Source organism: Aeromonas sp. R5-3, assembly GCF_040908225.1.
Classification (GTDB): Bacteria; Pseudomonadota; Gammaproteobacteria; order Enterobacterales; family Aeromonadaceae; genus Aeromonas; species Aeromonas dhakensis.
Genome location: NZ_JBFODH010000010.1, coordinates 61,908 through 80,059 on the forward strand (window position 1 = coordinate 61,908; position 18,152 = coordinate 80,059).

18 protein-coding genes are annotated in these 18,152 nt (G+C 60.6%); 7 read left to right on the forward strand and 11 right to left on the reverse strand.

The features are described from left to right. Positions 1 to 32: 32 nt before the first annotated feature. Entirely contained in the window at positions 33 to 251 is a 219-nt protein-coding gene (locus AB5Y95_RS04975; RefSeq protein WP_019841112.1) for a hypothetical protein, read from the reverse strand. Between the two features lie 186 nt (positions 252 to 437). On the opposite strand from AB5Y95_RS04975, the gene AB5Y95_RS04980 reads away from it, so the two are divergent. From AB5Y95_RS04980 to AB5Y95_RS05000, 5 genes are all read left to right on the forward strand, one after another. Then, positions 438 to 800 carry a DUF2061 domain-containing protein gene (locus tag AB5Y95_RS04980; protein ID WP_005304770.1) on the forward strand — a complete coding sequence of 121 codons (363 nt, stop codon included), beginning with the start codon at positions 438 to 440 and terminating at the stop codon, positions 798 to 800. A gap of 100 nt (positions 801 to 900) precedes the next feature. Then, complete coding sequence (locus AB5Y95_RS04985) at positions 901 to 1,491, forward strand: MliC family protein (protein WP_279485293.1); 591 nt, start codon at positions 901 to 903, stop codon at positions 1,489 to 1,491. A gap of 481 nt (positions 1,492 to 1,972) precedes the next feature. Then, positions 1,973 to 2,761 (forward strand): HNH endonuclease, encoded by a 789-nt coding sequence (locus AB5Y95_RS04990; protein WP_368159760.1) that lies wholly within the window; start codon positions 1,973 to 1,975, stop codon positions 2,759 to 2,761. Positions 2,762 to 2,881: 120 nt separating this feature from the next. Then, complete coding sequence (locus tag AB5Y95_RS04995) at positions 2,882 to 3,523, forward strand: hypothetical protein (protein ID WP_368159761.1); 642 nt, start codon at positions 2,882 to 2,884, stop codon at positions 3,521 to 3,523. A gap of 138 nt (positions 3,524 to 3,661) precedes the next feature. After that, positions 3,662 to 4,174 carry a GIY-YIG nuclease family protein gene (locus tag AB5Y95_RS05000; protein ID WP_368159764.1) on the forward strand — a complete coding sequence of 171 codons (513 nt, stop codon included), beginning with the start codon at positions 3,662 to 3,664 and terminating at the stop codon, positions 4,172 to 4,174. 246 nt (positions 4,175 to 4,420) lie between these two features. On the opposite strand, the gene putP is transcribed toward AB5Y95_RS05000, so the two are convergent. The 10 genes from putP to AB5Y95_RS05050 all read right to left on the reverse strand — a co-directional run bounded on the left by putP (position 4,421) and on the right by AB5Y95_RS05050 (position 16,130). Further along, positions 4,421 to 5,938 (reverse strand): sodium/proline symporter PutP, encoded by a 1,518-nt coding sequence (gene putP / locus AB5Y95_RS05005; protein ID WP_324002650.1) that lies wholly within the window; start codon positions 5,936 to 5,938, stop codon positions 4,421 to 4,423. 290 nt (positions 5,939 to 6,228) lie between these two features. After that, a complete protein-coding gene (locus AB5Y95_RS05010; protein WP_005304791.1) occupies positions 6,229 to 7,155 on the reverse strand; it encodes a L,D-transpeptidase family protein in 927 nt (308 codons plus the stop codon). Positions 7,156 to 7,341: 186 nt separating this feature from the next. Then, entirely contained in the window at positions 7,342 to 8,583 is a 1,242-nt protein-coding gene (locus AB5Y95_RS05015) for a mechanosensitive ion channel family protein (RefSeq protein ID WP_019840872.1), read from the reverse strand. Between the two features lie 123 nt (positions 8,584 to 8,706). Then, the gene (locus tag AB5Y95_RS05020) at positions 8,707 to 9,906 is read right to left on the reverse strand and encodes an acetate kinase (RefSeq protein WP_123247351.1); all 1,200 of its coding nucleotides are present in this window, start codon (positions 9,904 to 9,906) and stop codon (positions 8,707 to 8,709) included. A gap of 174 nt (positions 9,907 to 10,080) precedes the next feature. Beyond that, positions 10,081 to 10,551, reverse strand: coding sequence for a YhcH/YjgK/YiaL family protein (locus tag AB5Y95_RS05025; RefSeq protein ID WP_368159767.1), 471 nt, complete (start codon positions 10,549 to 10,551; stop codon positions 10,081 to 10,083). A gap of 309 nt (positions 10,552 to 10,860) precedes the next feature. After that, entirely contained in the window at positions 10,861 to 11,967 is a 1,107-nt protein-coding gene (locus AB5Y95_RS05030) for a 1-acyl-sn-glycerol-3-phosphate acyltransferase (RefSeq protein ID WP_010636222.1), read from the reverse strand. 155 nt (positions 11,968 to 12,122) lie between these two features. After that, the gene (cueO, locus tag AB5Y95_RS05035) at positions 12,123 to 13,742 is read right to left on the reverse strand and encodes a multicopper oxidase CueO (protein ID WP_368159769.1); all 1,620 of its coding nucleotides are present in this window, start codon (positions 13,740 to 13,742) and stop codon (positions 12,123 to 12,125) included. 252 nt (positions 13,743 to 13,994) lie between these two features. Beyond that, the gene (locus AB5Y95_RS05040; protein WP_368159772.1) at positions 13,995 to 14,687 is read right to left on the reverse strand and encodes an aspartate/glutamate racemase family protein; all 693 of its coding nucleotides are present in this window, start codon (positions 14,685 to 14,687) and stop codon (positions 13,995 to 13,997) included. 131 nt (positions 14,688 to 14,818) lie between these two features. Next, positions 14,819 to 15,409, reverse strand: coding sequence for a LysE family translocator (locus AB5Y95_RS05045; RefSeq protein ID WP_368159774.1), 591 nt, complete (start codon positions 15,407 to 15,409; stop codon positions 14,819 to 14,821). A 124-nt stretch (positions 15,410 to 15,533) separates the two neighbouring features. Continuing rightward, on the reverse strand, positions 15,534 to 16,130 hold the full coding sequence (locus tag AB5Y95_RS05050) for a LysE family translocator (RefSeq protein ID WP_368159776.1): 597 nt from the start codon (positions 16,128 to 16,130) through the stop codon (positions 15,534 to 15,536). 117 nt (positions 16,131 to 16,247) lie between these two features. Here AB5Y95_RS05050 and AB5Y95_RS05055 point away from each other — a divergent pair, with 117 nt between their 5' ends. Together AB5Y95_RS05055 and AB5Y95_RS05060 are read left to right on the forward strand one after the other, a co-directional pair. After that, a complete protein-coding gene (locus AB5Y95_RS05055) occupies positions 16,248 to 17,624 on the forward strand; it encodes a PLP-dependent aminotransferase family protein (protein WP_368159778.1) in 1,377 nt (458 codons plus the stop codon). Between the two features lie 42 nt (positions 17,625 to 17,666). Continuing rightward, positions 17,667 to 18,131, forward strand: a complete 465-nt coding sequence (locus tag AB5Y95_RS05060; RefSeq protein ID WP_258118786.1) for a hypothetical protein — start codon at positions 17,667 to 17,669, stop codon at positions 18,129 to 18,131. Positions 18,132 to 18,152: the final 21 nt, after the last annotated feature.

The following is an 18,152-nucleotide window of genomic DNA, read 5'->3' on the forward strand; positions in this document are numbered from 1 at the left end:
TATTACTGCGGCAGTTGTGGCTAAAGGGACTGCTATTGCCGGGTGCCAACCTCTGCGGGGAGATCCCGCCAGAGCGCCAGAATAAGCAGCGCCAGCAGGGCGAAAGGCGGGGCCAGGCTGAGCAGCATGCACAGCACTGTGATCAGCGCCGGATGCTTGCTCTTGCGGCGGGCCAGTCGCCAGGCTACGACGCCGACGATGATCATCAGCAACAGGATAAACTGCCCCATCAGGGTGGCGTTGATATTCATATGCATGAAAGCTCCTTTTTCATGGCAAAGGCTCACTCTAACGCCGCTGTGGCCCCAGGCAACTCCCAATCCGGTGAGGGTGTTCTCACTTGATAGGCCCTCCCTATTCAACCATTAGATGAGAATAGTTTTCATTTAGTGGGGTTTCGGGGGATACTCTGCTCATCACCAGAGGGAGCCGCCATCATGAAAAAGACCATCAGCTTTGCCGTTTTGCACTTCACCGTGGCCTTCACCGTGGCTTACCTGCTGACCGGTGAACTGCTCACCGCCAGCCTGATCGCCCTGATCGAACCCGCCGTCAACACGGTCGCCTTCTACTTCCACGATCTCGGCTGGCACAAGCTCAAGCCCCACCACAGCCTGCAGGCCAAGACCAGCAGCTTCGCCCTGGTGCACTTCTCGGTGGCCTTCGGCGTCGCCTACCTGCTGAGCGGCGAGCTGCTCACCGGCGGCGTGATGGCGATGATCGAGCCTGCCATCAACACCGTCGTGTTCTTCTTCCACGAGCGGCTGTGGCGCGCCCGCCAGTCCCTGGCGCTGGCCTGATCTCCCTCCCCTTGTCTGGGGCCGCCCGGCGCAAAAAATGCTCGGCGGCCCAGCGCCATTGTGCTTTAGTAGCCGGGTCCCCCTTGCTGGAGCCCCCTCGATGAACAAGACCTTGCTTGCCACTCTGCTGTTTGCCCCTTTATTGGCCACCGCTGCCACCCCCTCCTTCGATTGCGCCAAGGCGAAAGGCGCCGCCGAAACCCTGATCTGCAAGGATGCCGCGCTGGCGGCGCTGGATAACGAGCTGGCGGCCCTCTACCCCAAGGCAATTGCCGCGTTCTCACCCGAGCAGCAGAAAACCGAGCGCGCCATCCAGCGCGGCTGGCTCAAGGGGCGCAACGACTGCTGGAAGGCGGGCGATCTGCGCCAGTGCGTGGAAGAGAGCTACCAGCTGCGGATCACCGAGTTGCAGATAAAAGGGGGCCAGCTGATGGTGCCGGCACCGGTGAACTACCTGTGCGGCAAAAACGTCACTCTCTCCACCTACTTCTACAACGAGGCCAAGCGGCCCGCCGCGGTGATCAACCTGGACGAGGGTGAGGGTACTGACCCGCTGCAGGTGCTCGCCTATGAAACCCCCAGCGCCAGCGGTGCTCGTTATGAAGGGCAAAACCTCACCCTCTTTACCAAGGGGGGCGAAGCCAGGCTGGAGCGTGTCGGCCAGCCAACTCTCACCTGCACGCAGCGCTAATCCAGAAGCCGATCACTTGGGGCGGCGGCATCCACGCCGCCTTCTCCTGCCCGCCCCCTCTGCTCTCGCCATATCTATTAATTTATTGATCTTGCTCGGCAATTCACCATTTTCCCCTTTCCCTTCGCTGATAGGTCGTTAATATAGCCAATTGGCAACATACGCTTCGTCGGAGTCTCCCCATGAGCCATGCCAATCCACCCGCAGGTACGCGCAGCAGACTGAGGGCTGAAATTCAGGGCGGTAGCCATCCTGGTACTTGCCATGCCCAAGGTCATACGACTTTTCTATGCAGTCGTAATGGTTGTACACAAAGAAGAGAGCAAGCGAATACGACCAGTTTCATACGGGTGATGATAACAAAATGATTTTAAAAATCATTTATCGCAGCCTGTATCAGACTTAAGTGGCGTTAGATGGAAGGCGGTATTAATGTGTTAGCACCGCCTTCCATCCAATCACGATTAGACACGGGGGACCAATGAATTCATCCGTACGACAACTTGTACAACGTGACATTTATAATTACGTTTCGATTGTTGAGTCATGTATTTCTGACTCTGGCTCCTTTCTTGAGGTAAGAATGGAGGAGTATAATGAAATCGCCAATCGGCTCCAGAAGCCAGATAAGATAAGCATTCTTCACGAATACATATTCGCAATGATAAGAACTCATATATCTCGTGATTACAGAAAAAATTCTGAACTATACGATAAAGAAGATATAGATCACTTAATACAAGTCTTCAGTGAGTATGGACTATCACTCATACCCCTAGAAGAATATGAAATATCGTCTGAAGAGGTTGATGATGGAGATATGTTTTATCGATGGTTTTTATCGAACGAAGATATATTTATGGAGTATTGGGAAAAGGTAACTGAAGATGTATTTCACATAGTATTTTCAAATCGCAGGTTTTTGCTTCAATTTTCGCAATCACTGGCTGAGTATGTTGAATATAACAAGAATTATATCAATGAGAAGGTCTTCGATAAAGGCAGGAAAATAAAAAGATGTAATAGACTTCCTATCTGGCTAAAGAAAGCAGTATTTTACCGGGATCATGGGCGTTGTGTCTTTTGTTTAGCAGATTTAAGTGGGTTACTGGCAACGGATAGAAAATTACATTTTGACCACATTATTCCATTAGCTCGTTGGGGAACAAATGATCCGTCAAATTTCCAATTGCTTTGCAAGCAATGTAATCTGAAAAAGTCATGTTCTCCTGGTGCGACAGGTCTATTTTATGTTCCATGGTGGGCTTAGTGGTAGCCTAACCAGGCGTGCCATTCAGCCCGAAAGTGGGCCTGGGTCGCAGCTAAGCGTCCCCCATGAAAATCCACGTTATGTAATTTTAAACATGTCAGTAGAAATGGTTAGGTATTTATGAAATCAAGAGATTTAAAAACAATCTATGACGTTATTGTCACTGAGTACACAACGACTTATATTGATGAAGGTCGTTTTTTGCACACATTTAAACCAAAAACAACTAATACCTTGTATCAGTTCGAGGCAAATGGAGTTGCCGAAATGGAAGAAGGCGAAAGGTATAATATCGGATTCCGCGAGGATAAAGATGGCCGTAAGATCGTCGACCTGTCGTGTATTTCAAAATCAGACAGTGTAAACCCGATGCTATCCTACATGTATGCAAAAGAGTTTTCTAAAGCTAGACATAAAGTTAACAAACAAAAAAATGACGAAAGGGTCACACACAAAGCCACAGATGGTTATTACTGGGGTAAGAAATATGCGTGGCGCGAGTTTGGCCTTGTCATTTCAAAAGATGCTTTTTATGCGTACTTGGAGCAAATTGGTCATCCTAAAGTGCCGTGCATAACGGCAAATCCAGATATGAGTTTTAGTAATGATCTGTCTACAGCATACAAGGAAAAAGGTTTAGCCGAAGCAATGGAACTTTTAATTACGACCGCTGAGAAAAAAACTAAAGCTCTATACAAATCGCCTCATTACAGCAAACGTTTCTCTATCCGAGGTGTTGAAGCTATTACAGACAAAAAATAGCATTACAAACTTTTTAAGAGTGACTCGCAAAGCATGGCATTTTTATCATGCGTTGCGTTTAATTCTTAAGGTGGTATGTAGCGACATCTGTATTCGTTGCTAGCCCCTTAACAGGGTGTTAAATAGCAGGAGGAAAGATTGAGCCGTTGGTATAGTTCAATTCGTTTCACAAAGGCACATGCTCTAAAGATCGCAGCTCTGTTTGATTATTCGCAAGCAACAGAAGATGATTTGAAGCTTGCGTACAAAAAATATAATAATTATTTGAAAAATGACAATGCTCCAAGGTACTTGTATATTATCCGTTGCGGAAGAAGTAAGTACTATAAAATTGGTGTTACTAACGATCTTGAAAAGCGTCTTGCCACTCACCAGACAGGGTGTCCATATAAACTTAAGCTTATTTGCTACTTCGAAGCAGATTTAGATGACTACTTGGGCAAAGAAATTTCCTACTTAGAAAGTTTTTTGCACAACAACTATTCTGAATTTTGTATTAGAGGTGAGTGGTTTGAGCTAAATTATGGACACTTATCAGATATAGCAATGTTCTTAGAACTAGATCGTGAGCTAGCATTCAGAGTTTGTTCTTTGTCCGAGTTTAGTTGCTACTATAACAGACAGCGTAATTGGGATGATGTTGAGGACTAGTATCTAGCAAATTGTTTAAGATAGATTCGCAACGCGTAATATTTTCACCATGCACTGAATGTACAGATCTCGTTATCACCTGACACCGGCCTTGAGCCGGTGCCTTGTTTTAACTAATACGACGGTGCTCAATCCAAGCTCTCGGCTAGGTCTATTTTCATTTACAGAGGTCTGGGCCCCACCCTTTCCAATACTGTATTTAAAAGCCCCGCATTGCGGGGCTTTTTGTTATCGACAGTAACTGACTCAGTTGACGGCAACCGGCTGACCCAGAGCATCCGGCGGGGTCTGGAACTCGCGCTCGGCGTCGTCGAAGCGCTCCAGCATGGCCTTGGAGGGGGCCTTGTCCAACAGGCTGAACACCAGGATGGCGAGTCCGGAGAAGAGGAAGCCAGGGATGATTTCATAGAGTCCCAGCCAGCCGAACTGCTTCCAGACGATGACGGTCAGGGCGCCCACCAACATGCCCGCCAAGGCGCCGTTGCGGGTCATCCGTGACCAGAGCACGGAGAGCAGCACCACGGGGCCAAAGGCGGCGCCAAAGCCGGCCCAGGCGTAGCTCACCAGCCCCAGCACCCGGTTTTCCGGGTTCATGGCAACGGCGATGGCGATGAGCGCGATCACCAGCACCATGGCGCGGCCGACCCACACCAACTCCTGCTGGGAGGCGTTCTTGCGCAGGAACGGCTTGTAGAGATCCTCGGTGATGGCGCTGGAGCAGACCAGCAGCTGGCAACTGAGGGTACTCATCACCGCCGCCAGGATGGCGGAGAGCAGCACGCCGGCGATCCAGGGGTTGAACAGGATCTTGGAGAGCTCGATAAAGACCCGCTCAGGGTTGGCAGTCACGCCGCCAGCCTGCTCGGTGAAGGTGGAGAAGTAAGAGAGGCCGAAGAAGCCGATGGCCACGGCGCCGCCGAGGCAAAGCACCATCCAGGTCATGCTGATGCGACGGGCATTGGTCATGGAGTGGTGGGAGTCCGCCGCCATGAAGCGCGCCAGGATGTGGGGCTGGCCGAAGTAGCCCAGGCCCCAGGCCATCAGGGAGATGATGGCGATGAAGTCCAGGTTCTTGAACATGTCGAGGTTGCCGGCGTTCTGCGCCGCCACCTGCACCATGGCGGTGTCGATGCCGCCCACCGCGATGATGACGAACACCGGGGTGAGGATCAGGGCGAAGATCATCAGGGTGGCCTGCACCGTATCGGTCCAGCTCACCGCGAGGAAGCCGCCGAAGAAGGTGTAGGTGATGGTGGCCGCGGCACCGACCCAGAGGGCGGTGTCATAGCTCATGCCGAAGGTGCTCTCGAACAGGCGGGCACCGGCCACCACGCCGGAAGCGCAGTAGATGGTGAAGAACAGCAGGATCACCAGGGCGGAGAGGATGCGCAGCACCCGGCTCTTGTCCTCGAAGCGGTAGGTGAAGTAGTCCGGCAGGGTCAGGGCGTTGCGGTTCTTCTCGGTATGCACCCGCAGCCGGCCGGCGACCCAGCGCCAGTTGAGGTAGGCCCCCAGGGTGAGGCCGATGGCGATCCAGCTCTCGGAGATGCCGCCGATAAAGACGGCGCCCGGCAGGCCCATCAGGAGCCAACCGCTCATGTCGGAGGCACCGGCGGAGAGGGCGGTCACCCAGCTCCCCATCCGGCGGCCGCCGAGAATGTAGTCGTCAAAGTTGCGGGTGGCGCGATAGGCGATAAAGCCGATCAGAACCATCCCGAGGATATACACCAGAAAGGTGATGAGCATGGGTGTGCTGGCTGTCATTCAAAACTCCGTTATGTGACGTGTGTGCCCGTTCTGACGACGGACTCTTCCTTAAAAAAACCGCCCTAGCTTAATCAGCAGATCCCATGACCTCAACCTTTTTTAACAAACAGAAAACACAATATAAACGTTTCATCTTTAACCAACAGACCAGCTTTACCCCGTTCCGCCAGATTTTATCCTGACGCAGCAACTGCTTATCCACCGGGCATGTTCAGGGGTTCGATCCCGCCACGGCGGCAAAAAAAAGCCCCGACCAGAAGTCGGGGCCATGTCGGCAAGTGTGCCAATCAGCGATTGATCGCGATCGGCATGCCGCTGCGCTGCTCCAGCGCCTGCTTGACCAGCTGGGAGTCGCTGTCGGCATGGGCGATGAAGCGGGTGACCGCCGGGGTCATCGGCAGCGGCGCAGGCAGGCTGGAGTTGAACTCCTCCTGATTGCGGGAGAGCGGCTGATGCACTTCCAGGTAGCGGCGGCCATCCGGCTCGACACTGGCCTTGATGGGCTGGTTGACGAACTGCACGCGGGTACCGACCGGCACCTTCTTGAACAGGTACTCGATGTCGTCGTTGCGCAGGCGCACGCAGCCGTGGCTCACCCGCAGGCCGATGCCGAACTGGGCGTTGGTGCCGTGGATGGCGTACATCTTGCCGATGTAGAGCGCGAACAGCCCCATGGGGTTGTCCGGGCCGGCCGGCCATACTGCCGGCAGGGTCTCGCCACGGGCGGCATATTCGGCATGCATCTTGGCGGTCGGGGTCCAGGTCGGGCCCGCCTTCTTGCGCTGCACGCTGGTCACCCAGTTTTCCGGGGTGTCGGTGCCAAGCTGGCCGATGCCGATGGGCAGCACTTCCACCACCTTCTTGCCTTTCGGGTAGTAGTAGAGGCGCATCTCGGCCACGTTCAGCACGATCCCTTCACGGGGCGCATCCGGCAGGATCAGCTGGTGCGGCACGATCAGCTTTTCGCCGGTCTGCAGCAGCAGAGGATCCGCCTTGGGGTTGGCCTCCAGCATGTTGGTCAGCCCCAGCTGGAATTTGGCGGCGGCGGCCTCCAGCGGCTGGCCGTTTTCTTCGGCCGGGACCACGTATTCCAGATTTTCACCCACCAGGCGGCTGTTGGCCGCAGGCAGGGCGTATTCAACAGCGAGCGCAGGCGCGGCGCCCAAGAGGAGGCTGCAGCACAGCGCGGCCGCAGTAGTGTGGAGGAGCTTCATAACTTTCCTGTAATGGATGACGTGGTTCAAGACTCTGGGCTGACCCGGGAGCGGCAGGCGATCCGGGGGCGAAGAGAAGGCCGCCATTTTTCTCCTCTGCCGGGCAAATTTCAACTGACAAGTGGCGGCGGGTCAGCGATTAATATCGCTTTTTTTATCCGCCGCCAGCCCTGGTCTGATGGCCGTTCACCCCTTTTGCCAGGCGCGCATATCGTAACCTGTGGGAGATTGGTGCAACCGCAGATGAAATTGCTCGATGATGGCAAAAATGTGGTCGAAAATGTCGGCCTGGATCCCTTCGTAATCGGCCCAGGCGGTGGTCGCCGTGAAACAGTAGATCTCCAGCGGCAGGCCGTCCGTGGTCGGCGCCAGCTGGCGCACCATCAGGGTCATGTCCTTGCGAATGCCGGGGTGGGCGCGCAGGTAGGCGTCCAGATAGGCGCGCAGGGTGCCTAGGTTGGTGAGGTGGCGGCCGTTGATGGGGCAACTGATGGCGTCGCTCAGCTGCTGGTTGTAGGCGCTCAGCTCCTGCTCCTTGCGGCTCAGATAGGGCGCCAGCAGCTGGGCCTGCTTGAGCTGCAGCTGCTCGTCCGCCGTCAGGAAGCGCACGCTGGTCATGTCGATGTTGACGCTGCGCTTGATGCGCCGGCCGCCCGACTCCGTCATCCCCTGCCAGTTCTTGAAGGAGTCGGAGATGAGGGCATAGGTGGGGATGGTGGTGATGGTCTTGTCCCAGTTCGACACCTTGACCGTGGTGAGGCCGATGTCGGTCACCTCGCCATCCGCGCCGTACTTGTCCATCTGCAGCCAGTCACCGACGCTCAGCATGCGGTTGGCGGAGAGCTGGATGCCGGCCACCAGCCCGAGGATGGGGTCCTTGAACACCAGCATCAATACCGCGGTCATGGCACCCAGGCCGCTGAACAGGAACAGCGGCGACTTGCCAAGCAGCAGGGCGATCATCAGGATGCCCACCAGGATGCTGCCCACCAGCTTCACCCCCTGGAAGATGCCGCGCAGGGGCAGATCCCGCCCGAGCCGGGTATAGCGGCTCACCGACAGCAGGCAGTCGAGCAGGGCGAACAGGGAGAGCAGCAGGAACAGCAGGATCCAGAGCTGGGCCACCGTCTCTATAAGCTGCAGGCTTTCGGAGTCGCGCGGCAGCCAGATCTCGGCCTGCCCCAGCAGCACGGCCCCCTGCAACACGAAGGCGAGCCGGTAGAACAGCCGCTGCTGCAGCTGGGGCGGCAGCCACACCTGCATGGTCTTGCCGAGCACGCCCACCAGCCGTACCAGCAGCACCCGGTGCAGCAGCATGTGCAGCACCAGCGAGGTGAGCACGATGAAGCCGAGGGCGATCACCAGCCCCGTCATGCCGGTCACCTCCAGTCCGAGCCCGGCCAGCCAGCGAAAAATCGTCTCCTTCATCCCATCCTCCTGTGCGTGAAACTGCGGTCAGGGTACGTATCTGCCACCCCATGTCAAATGGGCACCGGCCCACAAACGACAACGCCCGGCAGGGGCCGGGCGTTGTCTGGGAGCGAGGGGGCGTCAGCCGACCAGGCTCAGGGCATCGCGGGCGATAACCAGCTCTTCGTTGGTGGGCATCACCAGCGCCAGGCGGCTGCCTTCGGCGGTGATGGGGCCCTCGCCGCCCAGCACGGCGGCGTTGTTGGCCTCCTTGTCGACCTTGAAGCCGAACAGGGCCAGACGATCCAGCACCATCTCGCGCACCATGGCGGCGTTCTCACCGATACCACCGGTGAACACCAGGGCGTCCAGACGACCGTCCATGGCGGCGGCATAGGCACCGACATACTTGGCCACCCGGTAGGTGAACACGTCCAGCGCACGCTTGGCACCGGCGTCGGTGGCGTAGTTGGAAGTGACATAGCGGCAGTCGCTGCTCGCCTCTGTCATGCCCAGCAGGCCGGACTCACGGGTCAGGGTGTGGTTGATCTGCTCCACGCTGTAACCAAGCTGGTCGTGCATGAAGAAGACCACGGCGGGGTCGATGTCGCCGGAGCGGGTGCCCATTGCCAGCCCTTCCAGCGGGGTCAGCCCCATGGAGGTGTCGACGGATTCGCCGCCACGGATGGCGCAGACGGAAGCGCCGTTACCCAGGTGGCAGTTGATGATGTTGAGCTCTGCGAGCGGCTTGCCCAGCGCCTTGGCGGTCTCTTCTGCAATGAAGCGGTGGGAGGTGCCGTGGGCGCCGTAACGACGGATGCCGTTCTCTTTGTAGAGCTTGTAGGGCAGCGCGTAGAGGTAGGCTTCCTCTGGCAGGGTCTGGTGGAAGGCGGTGTCGAACACGGCCACGTTCTTCTCTGCCAGCGCCGGGAAGACCTTGAGGGCGGCACGGATGCCGATGAGGTGCGCCGGGTTGTGCAGGGGAGCGAACGGAATGGCGGCTTCGATGCCGGCGATCACGCTGTCATCGATGCGAACGGAACGGGAGAACTGCTCGCCGCCGTGCACGATGCGATGGCCGATGGCCACCAGCTGCTCGGCCAGGGTCGGATCCTGCGGCAAGATGTGACCCACGATGTGGTCGAGGGCTTCCTGGTGCGCGGCACCCGCGCCCAGCATGGCCTCGCCCTTGACGCCGTGGAGTTTCCATTTGATACGTGCATCATCCAGATTGAAGCATTCGGCCAGGCCGGACAGCATGTCCTCACCTGTTTCGGCGTCCATTACGGCAAATTTCAGGGAAGAGCTACCGCAGTTAAGGATCAATACCAACTTGCTCATGTTCTACATCTTCCTGTGCTTCGGCTTTATGCCGACAGTGTCGTGTCATCCAACATGGATGGGATTCCCCTGCCGGGGGCTTATGGTCGCAGGAAAGTGCGCCCAATTTTTCAATATGTTAAGTGCAAATCCGGATGATTCCGGCCACTCGTCTCAGTCAGGCTGCGCCAGCGGTTACAGGCCGGCCAGCAGATCCCGGTGCACCTTGACCACCAGCTTCTTCACCTTGGCCGGCGGGTTGGGGGTGCAGAGGGGGCGATGCAGTTCTCCCGGCCAGAAGATGGCGAAGTCGCCGGGCAGCAACGCCAGATAACTGGTCTGTTCGTCGTCGACGAACCAGAGATCGGGATGGGGGTGATCCGCCCCTTCGCTCGCGTAGGTGTGCGGGCCGACCCCGATCCACTCCTCGCCGGCGAGCAGCAGTTGGATGTCCAGGTACTGCTGATGGAACTCGCCACGGCGATCCGCCGCCGGCTCGGTCAGCTCTTCGCTCACCAGGCAGAACAGCTTGAGGCCGTCGACCTCCTGCTTGCCGAGCGGGGCATGCCGCCACCGGTCGACGCTTTGCACCACCTCGACCAGGATGCGGTCGAGCGGGGCGGGCAGCGGCGTACGCTGCAAGGTATTCAGACTGCCGGTGATCATGGCGCTTCCTTAGGTGTATTCAGGCGACATCTTAGCCGCAAAATGAAAAAGGACCCGTTGAAGGTCCTTGTGTCACACCGTCTGCTATCCGTGCAGACCGGGATGGAGCCATGGCTCTCTCCGGCGTGGTGAGTGCACTGTTACACACTCATCCTCGGCTTGCCAAGCGGGGCAAGCGCGTTCGCCGGGTGATCGTACCAGCTGAAACAATATTATTCACTACTCCATTGCCGGCGACTTTGACCAGACGCAAAAACGGGAGCATCAGCTCCCGTTTTTTTCGCATCACCTGGTCAAAACCGGTGTCATTCAAGCCTTGGCGGCGTTCTCCACCGGTTTGGCGTACATGGCACGCCAGATGGCCTTGTGCTCTTCTGGTACCTCCGACTGACGGCTCAGGAAAGCAGCCTGTTCGATGGTATTGGCGTGGCCCGCCACATCCGCAGCCAGGTAGTTGCCCGGGAAGAGGCGGTAGTTGCCCCAGATCGCCTTGTCGATGAGCGCCGCCAGTTCATCCGGATCGCTGAAGCCTTCGGTGATGGGGGCGCCGAAGGAGACGTGTACCCGCCCCTTCTGGCCGACGATGCCGGCGACTATGCTCTCGATGTCCTCGAACTCGCCCTTCTCGTAGCTGCCGTTGATGGACTTCTCGTACAGCTCGCGCGCCTTGGCCTTGTCGGTGGGATCCAGCTCGTAGCTGATGCTGACCGGCACTATGTTGAGGCTGCGCATGTAGTCGACGAACTCGATCTTCTGCTTCTTGCCGTCCACGTAGAACATCTTGAGGATGGCCGGATCCGTCTTGTCGTCGCCGTTCTTGGCGCGCCCTTCCTTCTGGGCGATCCAGATGGAGTGGCCTTCGTGCACCGACTGGCCGATGTAGGCCGACAGCTCGCCGAGCGCCTTCATCATCTCCCGCGGCCCCTTGGCGGAGCGCTTGACGATGAAGCTCTTGTTGAGCTTCATCAGCTCGGTGGCGCAGGGTTTACGCAGCAGGTTGTCGCCGATGGCAATGCGCACGGTATCGAAACCATGGGTGTGCAGACCCCAGTTGACGAACGCCGGATCCATGGCGATGTCCCTGTGGTTGGAGACGAACAGGTAGCCCTGCTCTTTTTTAAGATGCTCAAGCCCGGAGAAAGTCACCCCCTGGGTGGAGGTGGCGATCATCCGGCTCATGTAGCGGGTCACCCCCATCTGCACCTGATGGATGGTGGTCACCTTGGACCACTTGTAGCGCAGGAACTGGCGGATCAGCGGGCGAATGGCCCAGCCCAGCCAGCTCATCAGGGAGCCGAAGCGATACTTGGCGATGGCGCCGATGAATTCATCATCCCGGATCAGCCGCTCGATGGCTGCCGGTACTTCCTCATCGCGGTAGGGGCGAATGTCCGCGAATCTATCTACTTCTGTCACAATGTCAGCCTTGCGTGTAAGGAGTCGCGGCCGGCGTACGCCGGCCGGAAAATTCAGGGCGCAATTTTACACGCTTTTATGCCGAGGGGTATGCGGCGCAGCCAGATAGTGAGATCTGACCAGTAAAAAACAATGGCCCCGAACGGGCCATTATTTCACTCTTCCACCGTGAACGAGAGCATCATGCCGGTGTCTTCATGCTCCAGCAGATGACAGTGAGCCATGTAGGCCCGCTCCTTCGGCGCCGTGTGATCGAAGCGCACCAGCACCTCGCTGCGCCCGCCCTCCACCTTGACGATATCCTTCCAGCCGGCGCGATGGGGGGCCACCGGCTGACCGTTCTCGCTCAGGATCCGGAAACGGGTGCCGTGAATGTGGAAGGGGTGCAGCATCATGTCCCCCTCCCCCGAGATGATCCAGCGCTCGGTGCGGCCGCGCTTGACCGCAAACTGCGGGTCGTTCATGGCGAAGGCCTGGCCATTGATACGGTTGCCGCCGTGCAAGTCCAGCGCGCCGCCCTCTTGCTTCATGTCGGCCATGTCGCCGTGATCCATCCCCGCCATCGACATCCCGGCCATCCCGTCGCCCTGCCCGTCCATCTTCATCCCGGCCATGCTGCCCGTATCGCCATGCTCCATGCTCATGCCCGCCATGGCGCCGTGGCCGTAGCGGCTCATCAGCGCCTGCATCCCCTGCCGGTCCAGCTCGGGATCCATCGACAGGGTCAGGGTGCGGCTCGGCAACTCTTGAGTGGCGGGCAGCGCCGGCAGCCGGGCCAGGCTGTCCGGCAGGCGCCCCTTGCCCTCGATGAGGGAGGGCCGGATCCGCAGCAGCGGCAAGGCCGCATCGAACGGCGCCAGGGTCATCCCCATCTGGCGCACCGGCAGGGTGAGCAGGTCGAACGCCTGGCCGTTGCGGGCATCCACCATGACCTCGAAGCGCTCCCCCGGCAGCAGCGCCAGCTCGCTCAGCGCCACCGGCTCCGCCAGCAGGCCGCCATCGCTGCCGATCACATACAAGGGGCGGCCGTCACTGGTCGCCAGCGTGAGGGAGCGGGCATTACAGCCGTTGAGCAGCCGCAACCGCAGCCAGCCGCGGGGGGCGTCGTGGGTCGGATAGACGGCGCCGTTGGTCAGCATCAGATCGCCGAACCAGCCGACCGCCGCGCTCATCACGTCCAGCTGGTAGTCCACCTGATCCCGCCCATCGAGCCGCTTGTCCTGCAGCACCAGCGGGATGTCGTCCACCCCCCAGCGCTGGGGCAGCGGCAGCCGCAGGCTCTCCTCGTCGTCTAGGATGAAGAGCCCGGCCAGCCCCATGGCCACCTGATGGCCGGTCTGTCCGTGGGTATGGGGGTGATACCAGCAGGTGGCCGCCGGCTGCTCGATGCGAAACGCCGCCTGCCACTCTTTGCCGGAGGGGATGCTGGCCTGCGGGCCACCATCGGCGGTGCCCGGCACCTCCAGCCCGTGCCAGTGGATCGTGGTGGTCTCCGCCAGCTGGTTGGCGACCCGGACTCGCACCGCCTGCCCCTGGCGGGCACGCAATGTGGGGCCGAGCAGGTTGCCGTTGTAGCCCCAGCTGCGGGTCGGCTGACGTCGCCACTGCATCTGGCCCGGCTGGGCCCTGAGCTGGAACAGGCCGCTGGCGTCCGCCTCCAGCAGCGCAGGAATAGGCAGGGCTGGGCGCTCGGCGGCAAGCGCCCGCCCCCACCAGGGCAAGGCACCGGCAACACCGACGGCGGTGGAGAGTTTGAGAAAATCGCGACGCTGCATGAGTCACTCCTCGTTGGCCAAAGCGGACCTTCAGCCTATGCAGCAACCCTGCGGCAAGGTCAAGCCCTGCCGAGCCGGCGGCCGGACAGTTTCTGGCTTATCCGCTTGCCAGCAGAGCCATGGTCGTCAAGCCAGCGCCAGACTCACCGCCGCCTCGGCGTGAATCGCGGTGGTGTCGTAGAGCGGCACCGTGGCGCCGGCATATTCCAACCCACTATTTGCCTCATCCGCTTGCCAGCAGAGCCATGATCGTCAAGCCAGCGCCAGGCTCACCGCCGCCTCGGCGTGAATCGAAGTGGTGTCGTAGAGCGACACCGCAGCCTCGGCCTCTCCCACCAGCAGGGCTATCTCGGTACAGCCGAGGATCACCGCCTGGGCGCCCGCATCGGCCAGCGCGCGGATGATGGCCAGGTACTCGGCCCGTGAGGCGTCGCGAATGTCGCCAAGGCACAGCTCGTCATAGATGATGCGGTGCACCCGCTCCCGCTGCGCCGCATCAGGCACCAGCACCTCCAGCCCGAACTTCTCCTGCAAGCGCCCCTTGTAGAAATCCTGCTCCATGGTGAAGCGGGTGCCGAGCAGGCCGACCCTTTGTATCCCGTCCGCTTGCAGCTGACGCGCGGTGGCATCGGCGATATGGAGCAGCGGGATGTCGATGGCGGCCTCAATCTCCGGCGCCACCTTGTGCATGGTGTTGGTGCCGATCAGCAGAAAATCGGCGCCACCGGCCTGGATGGCCCGCGCCTCGGCCGCCAGCAGACGGGCGGTGGCGGGCCAATCCCCGACGTGTTGCAGCCGCTCTATCTCGGCAAAGTCGACGCTGCTCAGCAGCACCCGCGCCGAGTGCAGGCCGCCGAGCCGTGCTCGCACGCCCCGGTTGAGCGCCTGATAGTAGCTGACGGTGGACTCCCAGCTCATGCCCCCCAGCAGACCGATACATTTCATGGGACCTCCTTCTGTAAACCGCTCGTGCAAACCAGACAGGGGGCGGCGCGCGTCATGGCACCGCCCCGTGAATAAAAAAGGCCCCGCAGGGCCAACAAGACAGCCGGTAAAGGCCCGGGCGCAGGCCCGGACTAAATCCAGATCATCAGCACGCAGGCCGCCGTGGCGATCCCCATGCCGAGATTGAAACGACGCCAGCCTCTGGCGGTGCGAATGAGGCGGCGCACCTGGGCACCGAACAGCACCCAGAAGGCCCCGGTATAGAGGCCGGTAGTAAAGAAGATGGCGAGCACCCAAATGGCGGAGGGCCAGTAGGCCTCCCCCGCCAGGGTGAAACCGCTGATGGCGGAGAGCGCCATCATCCACGCCTTGGGGTTGAGCAGCTGCAGCATGGCCCCCTGATGGGCCGGGATCAGCGGCCGATTGCCCTCGGCCGGGCCGCTGGCGGTCGCCACCTTCCAGGCCAACCAGAGCAGGTAGGCCGAGCCGATGAGCTTGAGCCCGTCGTGCAGCAGCGGCACCTGTTCGAACATCACCCCCAGCCCCAGCGCCGTGGCCAGGATCATCAGGTTGATCCCCCCCACCACCCCCACCAGCAGGGGCACGCTGCGGCGAAAGCCCTGGGCCGCACCGGCGCTGGTGAGCAGCATGTTGTTGGGGCCCGGCGTGCCGCAAGTGATGAGGGCAAAGCCCGCCAGGGGAAGCAACCAGTTCAGATCCATCTCAACCTCTTGATGATGCAGGGCGCCGGCTCGGCGACAAGCCTTCTAATATGCAGAGCCGGTGCCCGTCAGACAAGGCCGCAAATGCACTTTCTTCGCATCTTTATGCGGCCTCTGGCAAGGCTCAGTACCAGAGCATCACCACGCAGAGCGCAGTCAGCGCCCCCAGGCTGCCGTTGAGGCGGCGCCAGCCCCGATCCGTGCTGATCCAGTTGCTGAGCTGATGGCCGAACAGCACCCAGACGAAGCAGACCGGCAGCGCCACCAGCACGAACATGGCCATCACCGCGAACTGGCTCGGCCAGTAGCTGGCGCCGGGCAGGCTGAACAGACTGATGGCGGAGATCCCCATCATCCAGGCCTTGGGATTGAGAAACTGAAAGCCCAGCCCCTCCAGCAGGGTCAGCGGACGGGCGCGCCGGGCCGGATCACCGGGAGCGCCGGCCACCGCGATGCGCCATGCCAGCCACAGCAGATAAAGGCTGCCGAAGATCTGCAAGCCGAAGCGCAGCAGCGGCCAGCGCTCGAACAGGGGGTAGAGCCCCAGCGCCAGCACCATCTGCAGCACCGGCTGGCCCACCGCCACCCCGATCAGATGGGGCAGGGTGCGGCGCACCCCGAAGTTGGCGCCGGAGGCGGTCAGCATGAGGTTGTTGGGGCCCGGCGTGCCACAGGTGAGCACCGCAAAACCAAACAGGGTGGCATACCATTCGATCGTCATCTTTGTACTCCTGAACTGCGCACATTGTATCGATACAATGTGCTGTTTTTGATTGTTATCGGGTTCAAAATCACGCTATATTGCCGATACATTTCGATCAATGGATTTATTGTCACCATGACAATCTGGACCCCGGACCTCCCCCCCTTCGCCGGCCCCCTCTACCTCAAGCTGGTGAAGGCCATCGAGCAGGCCATTCAGGACGGCTCCCTGCCGCCCCAGACCCGGCTACCCACCCACAGGGCGCTGGCGGACAGGCTGGGGGTCACCGTCGGCACCGTCACCCGCGCCTATGGCGAGGCGGAGCGGCGCGGACTGCTGGCCGCCCGGGTCGGGCACGGCACCTGGGTCAAGGGGGAGCATGAGGATCCGGCCAACGCCTGGGTGATCCGCAAGGAGGAGGGGCACCGCATCGAGTTGTGGCAGAACCTGCCGGTGCAGCTGGATCGAGCCGCCATCATCCGGCCCATGCTGGCGGAAGTGGCGGACGGGGATCTCAACGCCCTGCTCGGTTACGACAAGGAGGCGGGCCAGCCCGGCCAGCGCCAGCTCTTTATCGACTGGCTGACCGAGCAAGGGGTAGTGGGCAGCGAGGAGCATCTGCTGTTCAGCCACGGCGCCCAGCACGGCATCATGCTCTCCCTGCTGGCCACCGGCTGCGTGGGGGAGACCCTGCTGTGCGAAGGGCTCAGCTACCCCGGCATGCTGGGCAACGCCCGCCAGCTTAAGAATCAGGTGGTGGGGCTGGCGATGGACGAGGAGGGGCTGCTGCCCGACGCGCTGGAAGCGGCCTGCCGCACCCGCCGCGCCAAGCTGCTCTACCTCACCCCGACCCTGCAGAATCCCACCACAGCCACCATGAGCCTGGCGCGGCGCGAGGCCATCATCGCCATCGCCCGCCGCCACGATCTGCTGATCATCGAGGACGACGTCAACGGCCTGCTGCCCCAGCAGCCGGTGACGCCGCTGGTCAACCTGGCGCCGGAGCGGGTCATCTATCTGGGCAGCCTGGCCAAAATCGCCTGCGGTGGCCTGCGGGTCGGCTTCGTGCTGACTCCGCCCCACTTGCGCGGTGCCTTCGCCCAGGCGATGCGACTGTCGAGCTGGATGGTGAGCCCGCTGCTCATCGAGCTGGCCTGCAAGCTGGTGAGCCAGCGCCAGATCATGCCTCTTGTAGAGCAGCAACGGCAGATCCTGGCACGTCGCGGCGAGCTGCTGCGCCACCTGTTGCCGGAGGCCTGCTGGCAGGCGGGCTCCATGCACGCCTGGCTGCCGCTGCCGGAGCCCTGGCGCAGCCAGGAGTTTGCCGAGGCCGCCAACGCCCTTGACGTCGGGGTGGCGAGCGGGGAACACTTCGCCGCCGGCCAGTTCGCAGCGCCCCAGGGGGTGCGGCTGAGCCTGAGCCAGCCGGCCACCGACGCCCGCGTCGCCGAGGCGCTGGAGCGGCTCGCCGGCCTGCTGCGCACCGCGCCGCCCACCAATACCCTGCTATAGTCAGCCCCGGCCCAGCCCATCCGTGCGCTCAAAGGAGAGCCCATGCACCCGACCCGCGCCCCGCTTTTGCTCCTCACCCTGCTGCTGGGGGGCTGCGCCTCCCCCGCTCATCAACAGCTGGGGGCGGCGCTGAGCGGGCTGGAGGGGGAGTTGCAGCGGCTGGAAGAGGAGCTGGCGGCCATGAACGGCCTTCATTACCAGAAGGCGATCGACGCCCCCTTGAGTCTGCGCCGCCGGCTGACCACCCCCGTCCCCACGGCACAAGGGCTGCTGCCCAGCCGCAGCACGCTGACAGACGGTCCCCTGCTGCGCTACGACTACCAACTGCCGGCCGGCATGGCCAGCCTGCCCCTCACCGAGCCCTGCCTGCGCTACGAATTCGAGCTGCGCCACCTGGGCCGCCTCGGCCAGCTCGCCCTGCACTGGCAGGGGGCGGCGGGCTCGGGGGAGCAACTTATCCAGCAGCGCGACTGCCCCTTTTCGGCCAAAGGGCCCGGTCTGCAGTAGGCCCGCCGCAGGCCGACCTGC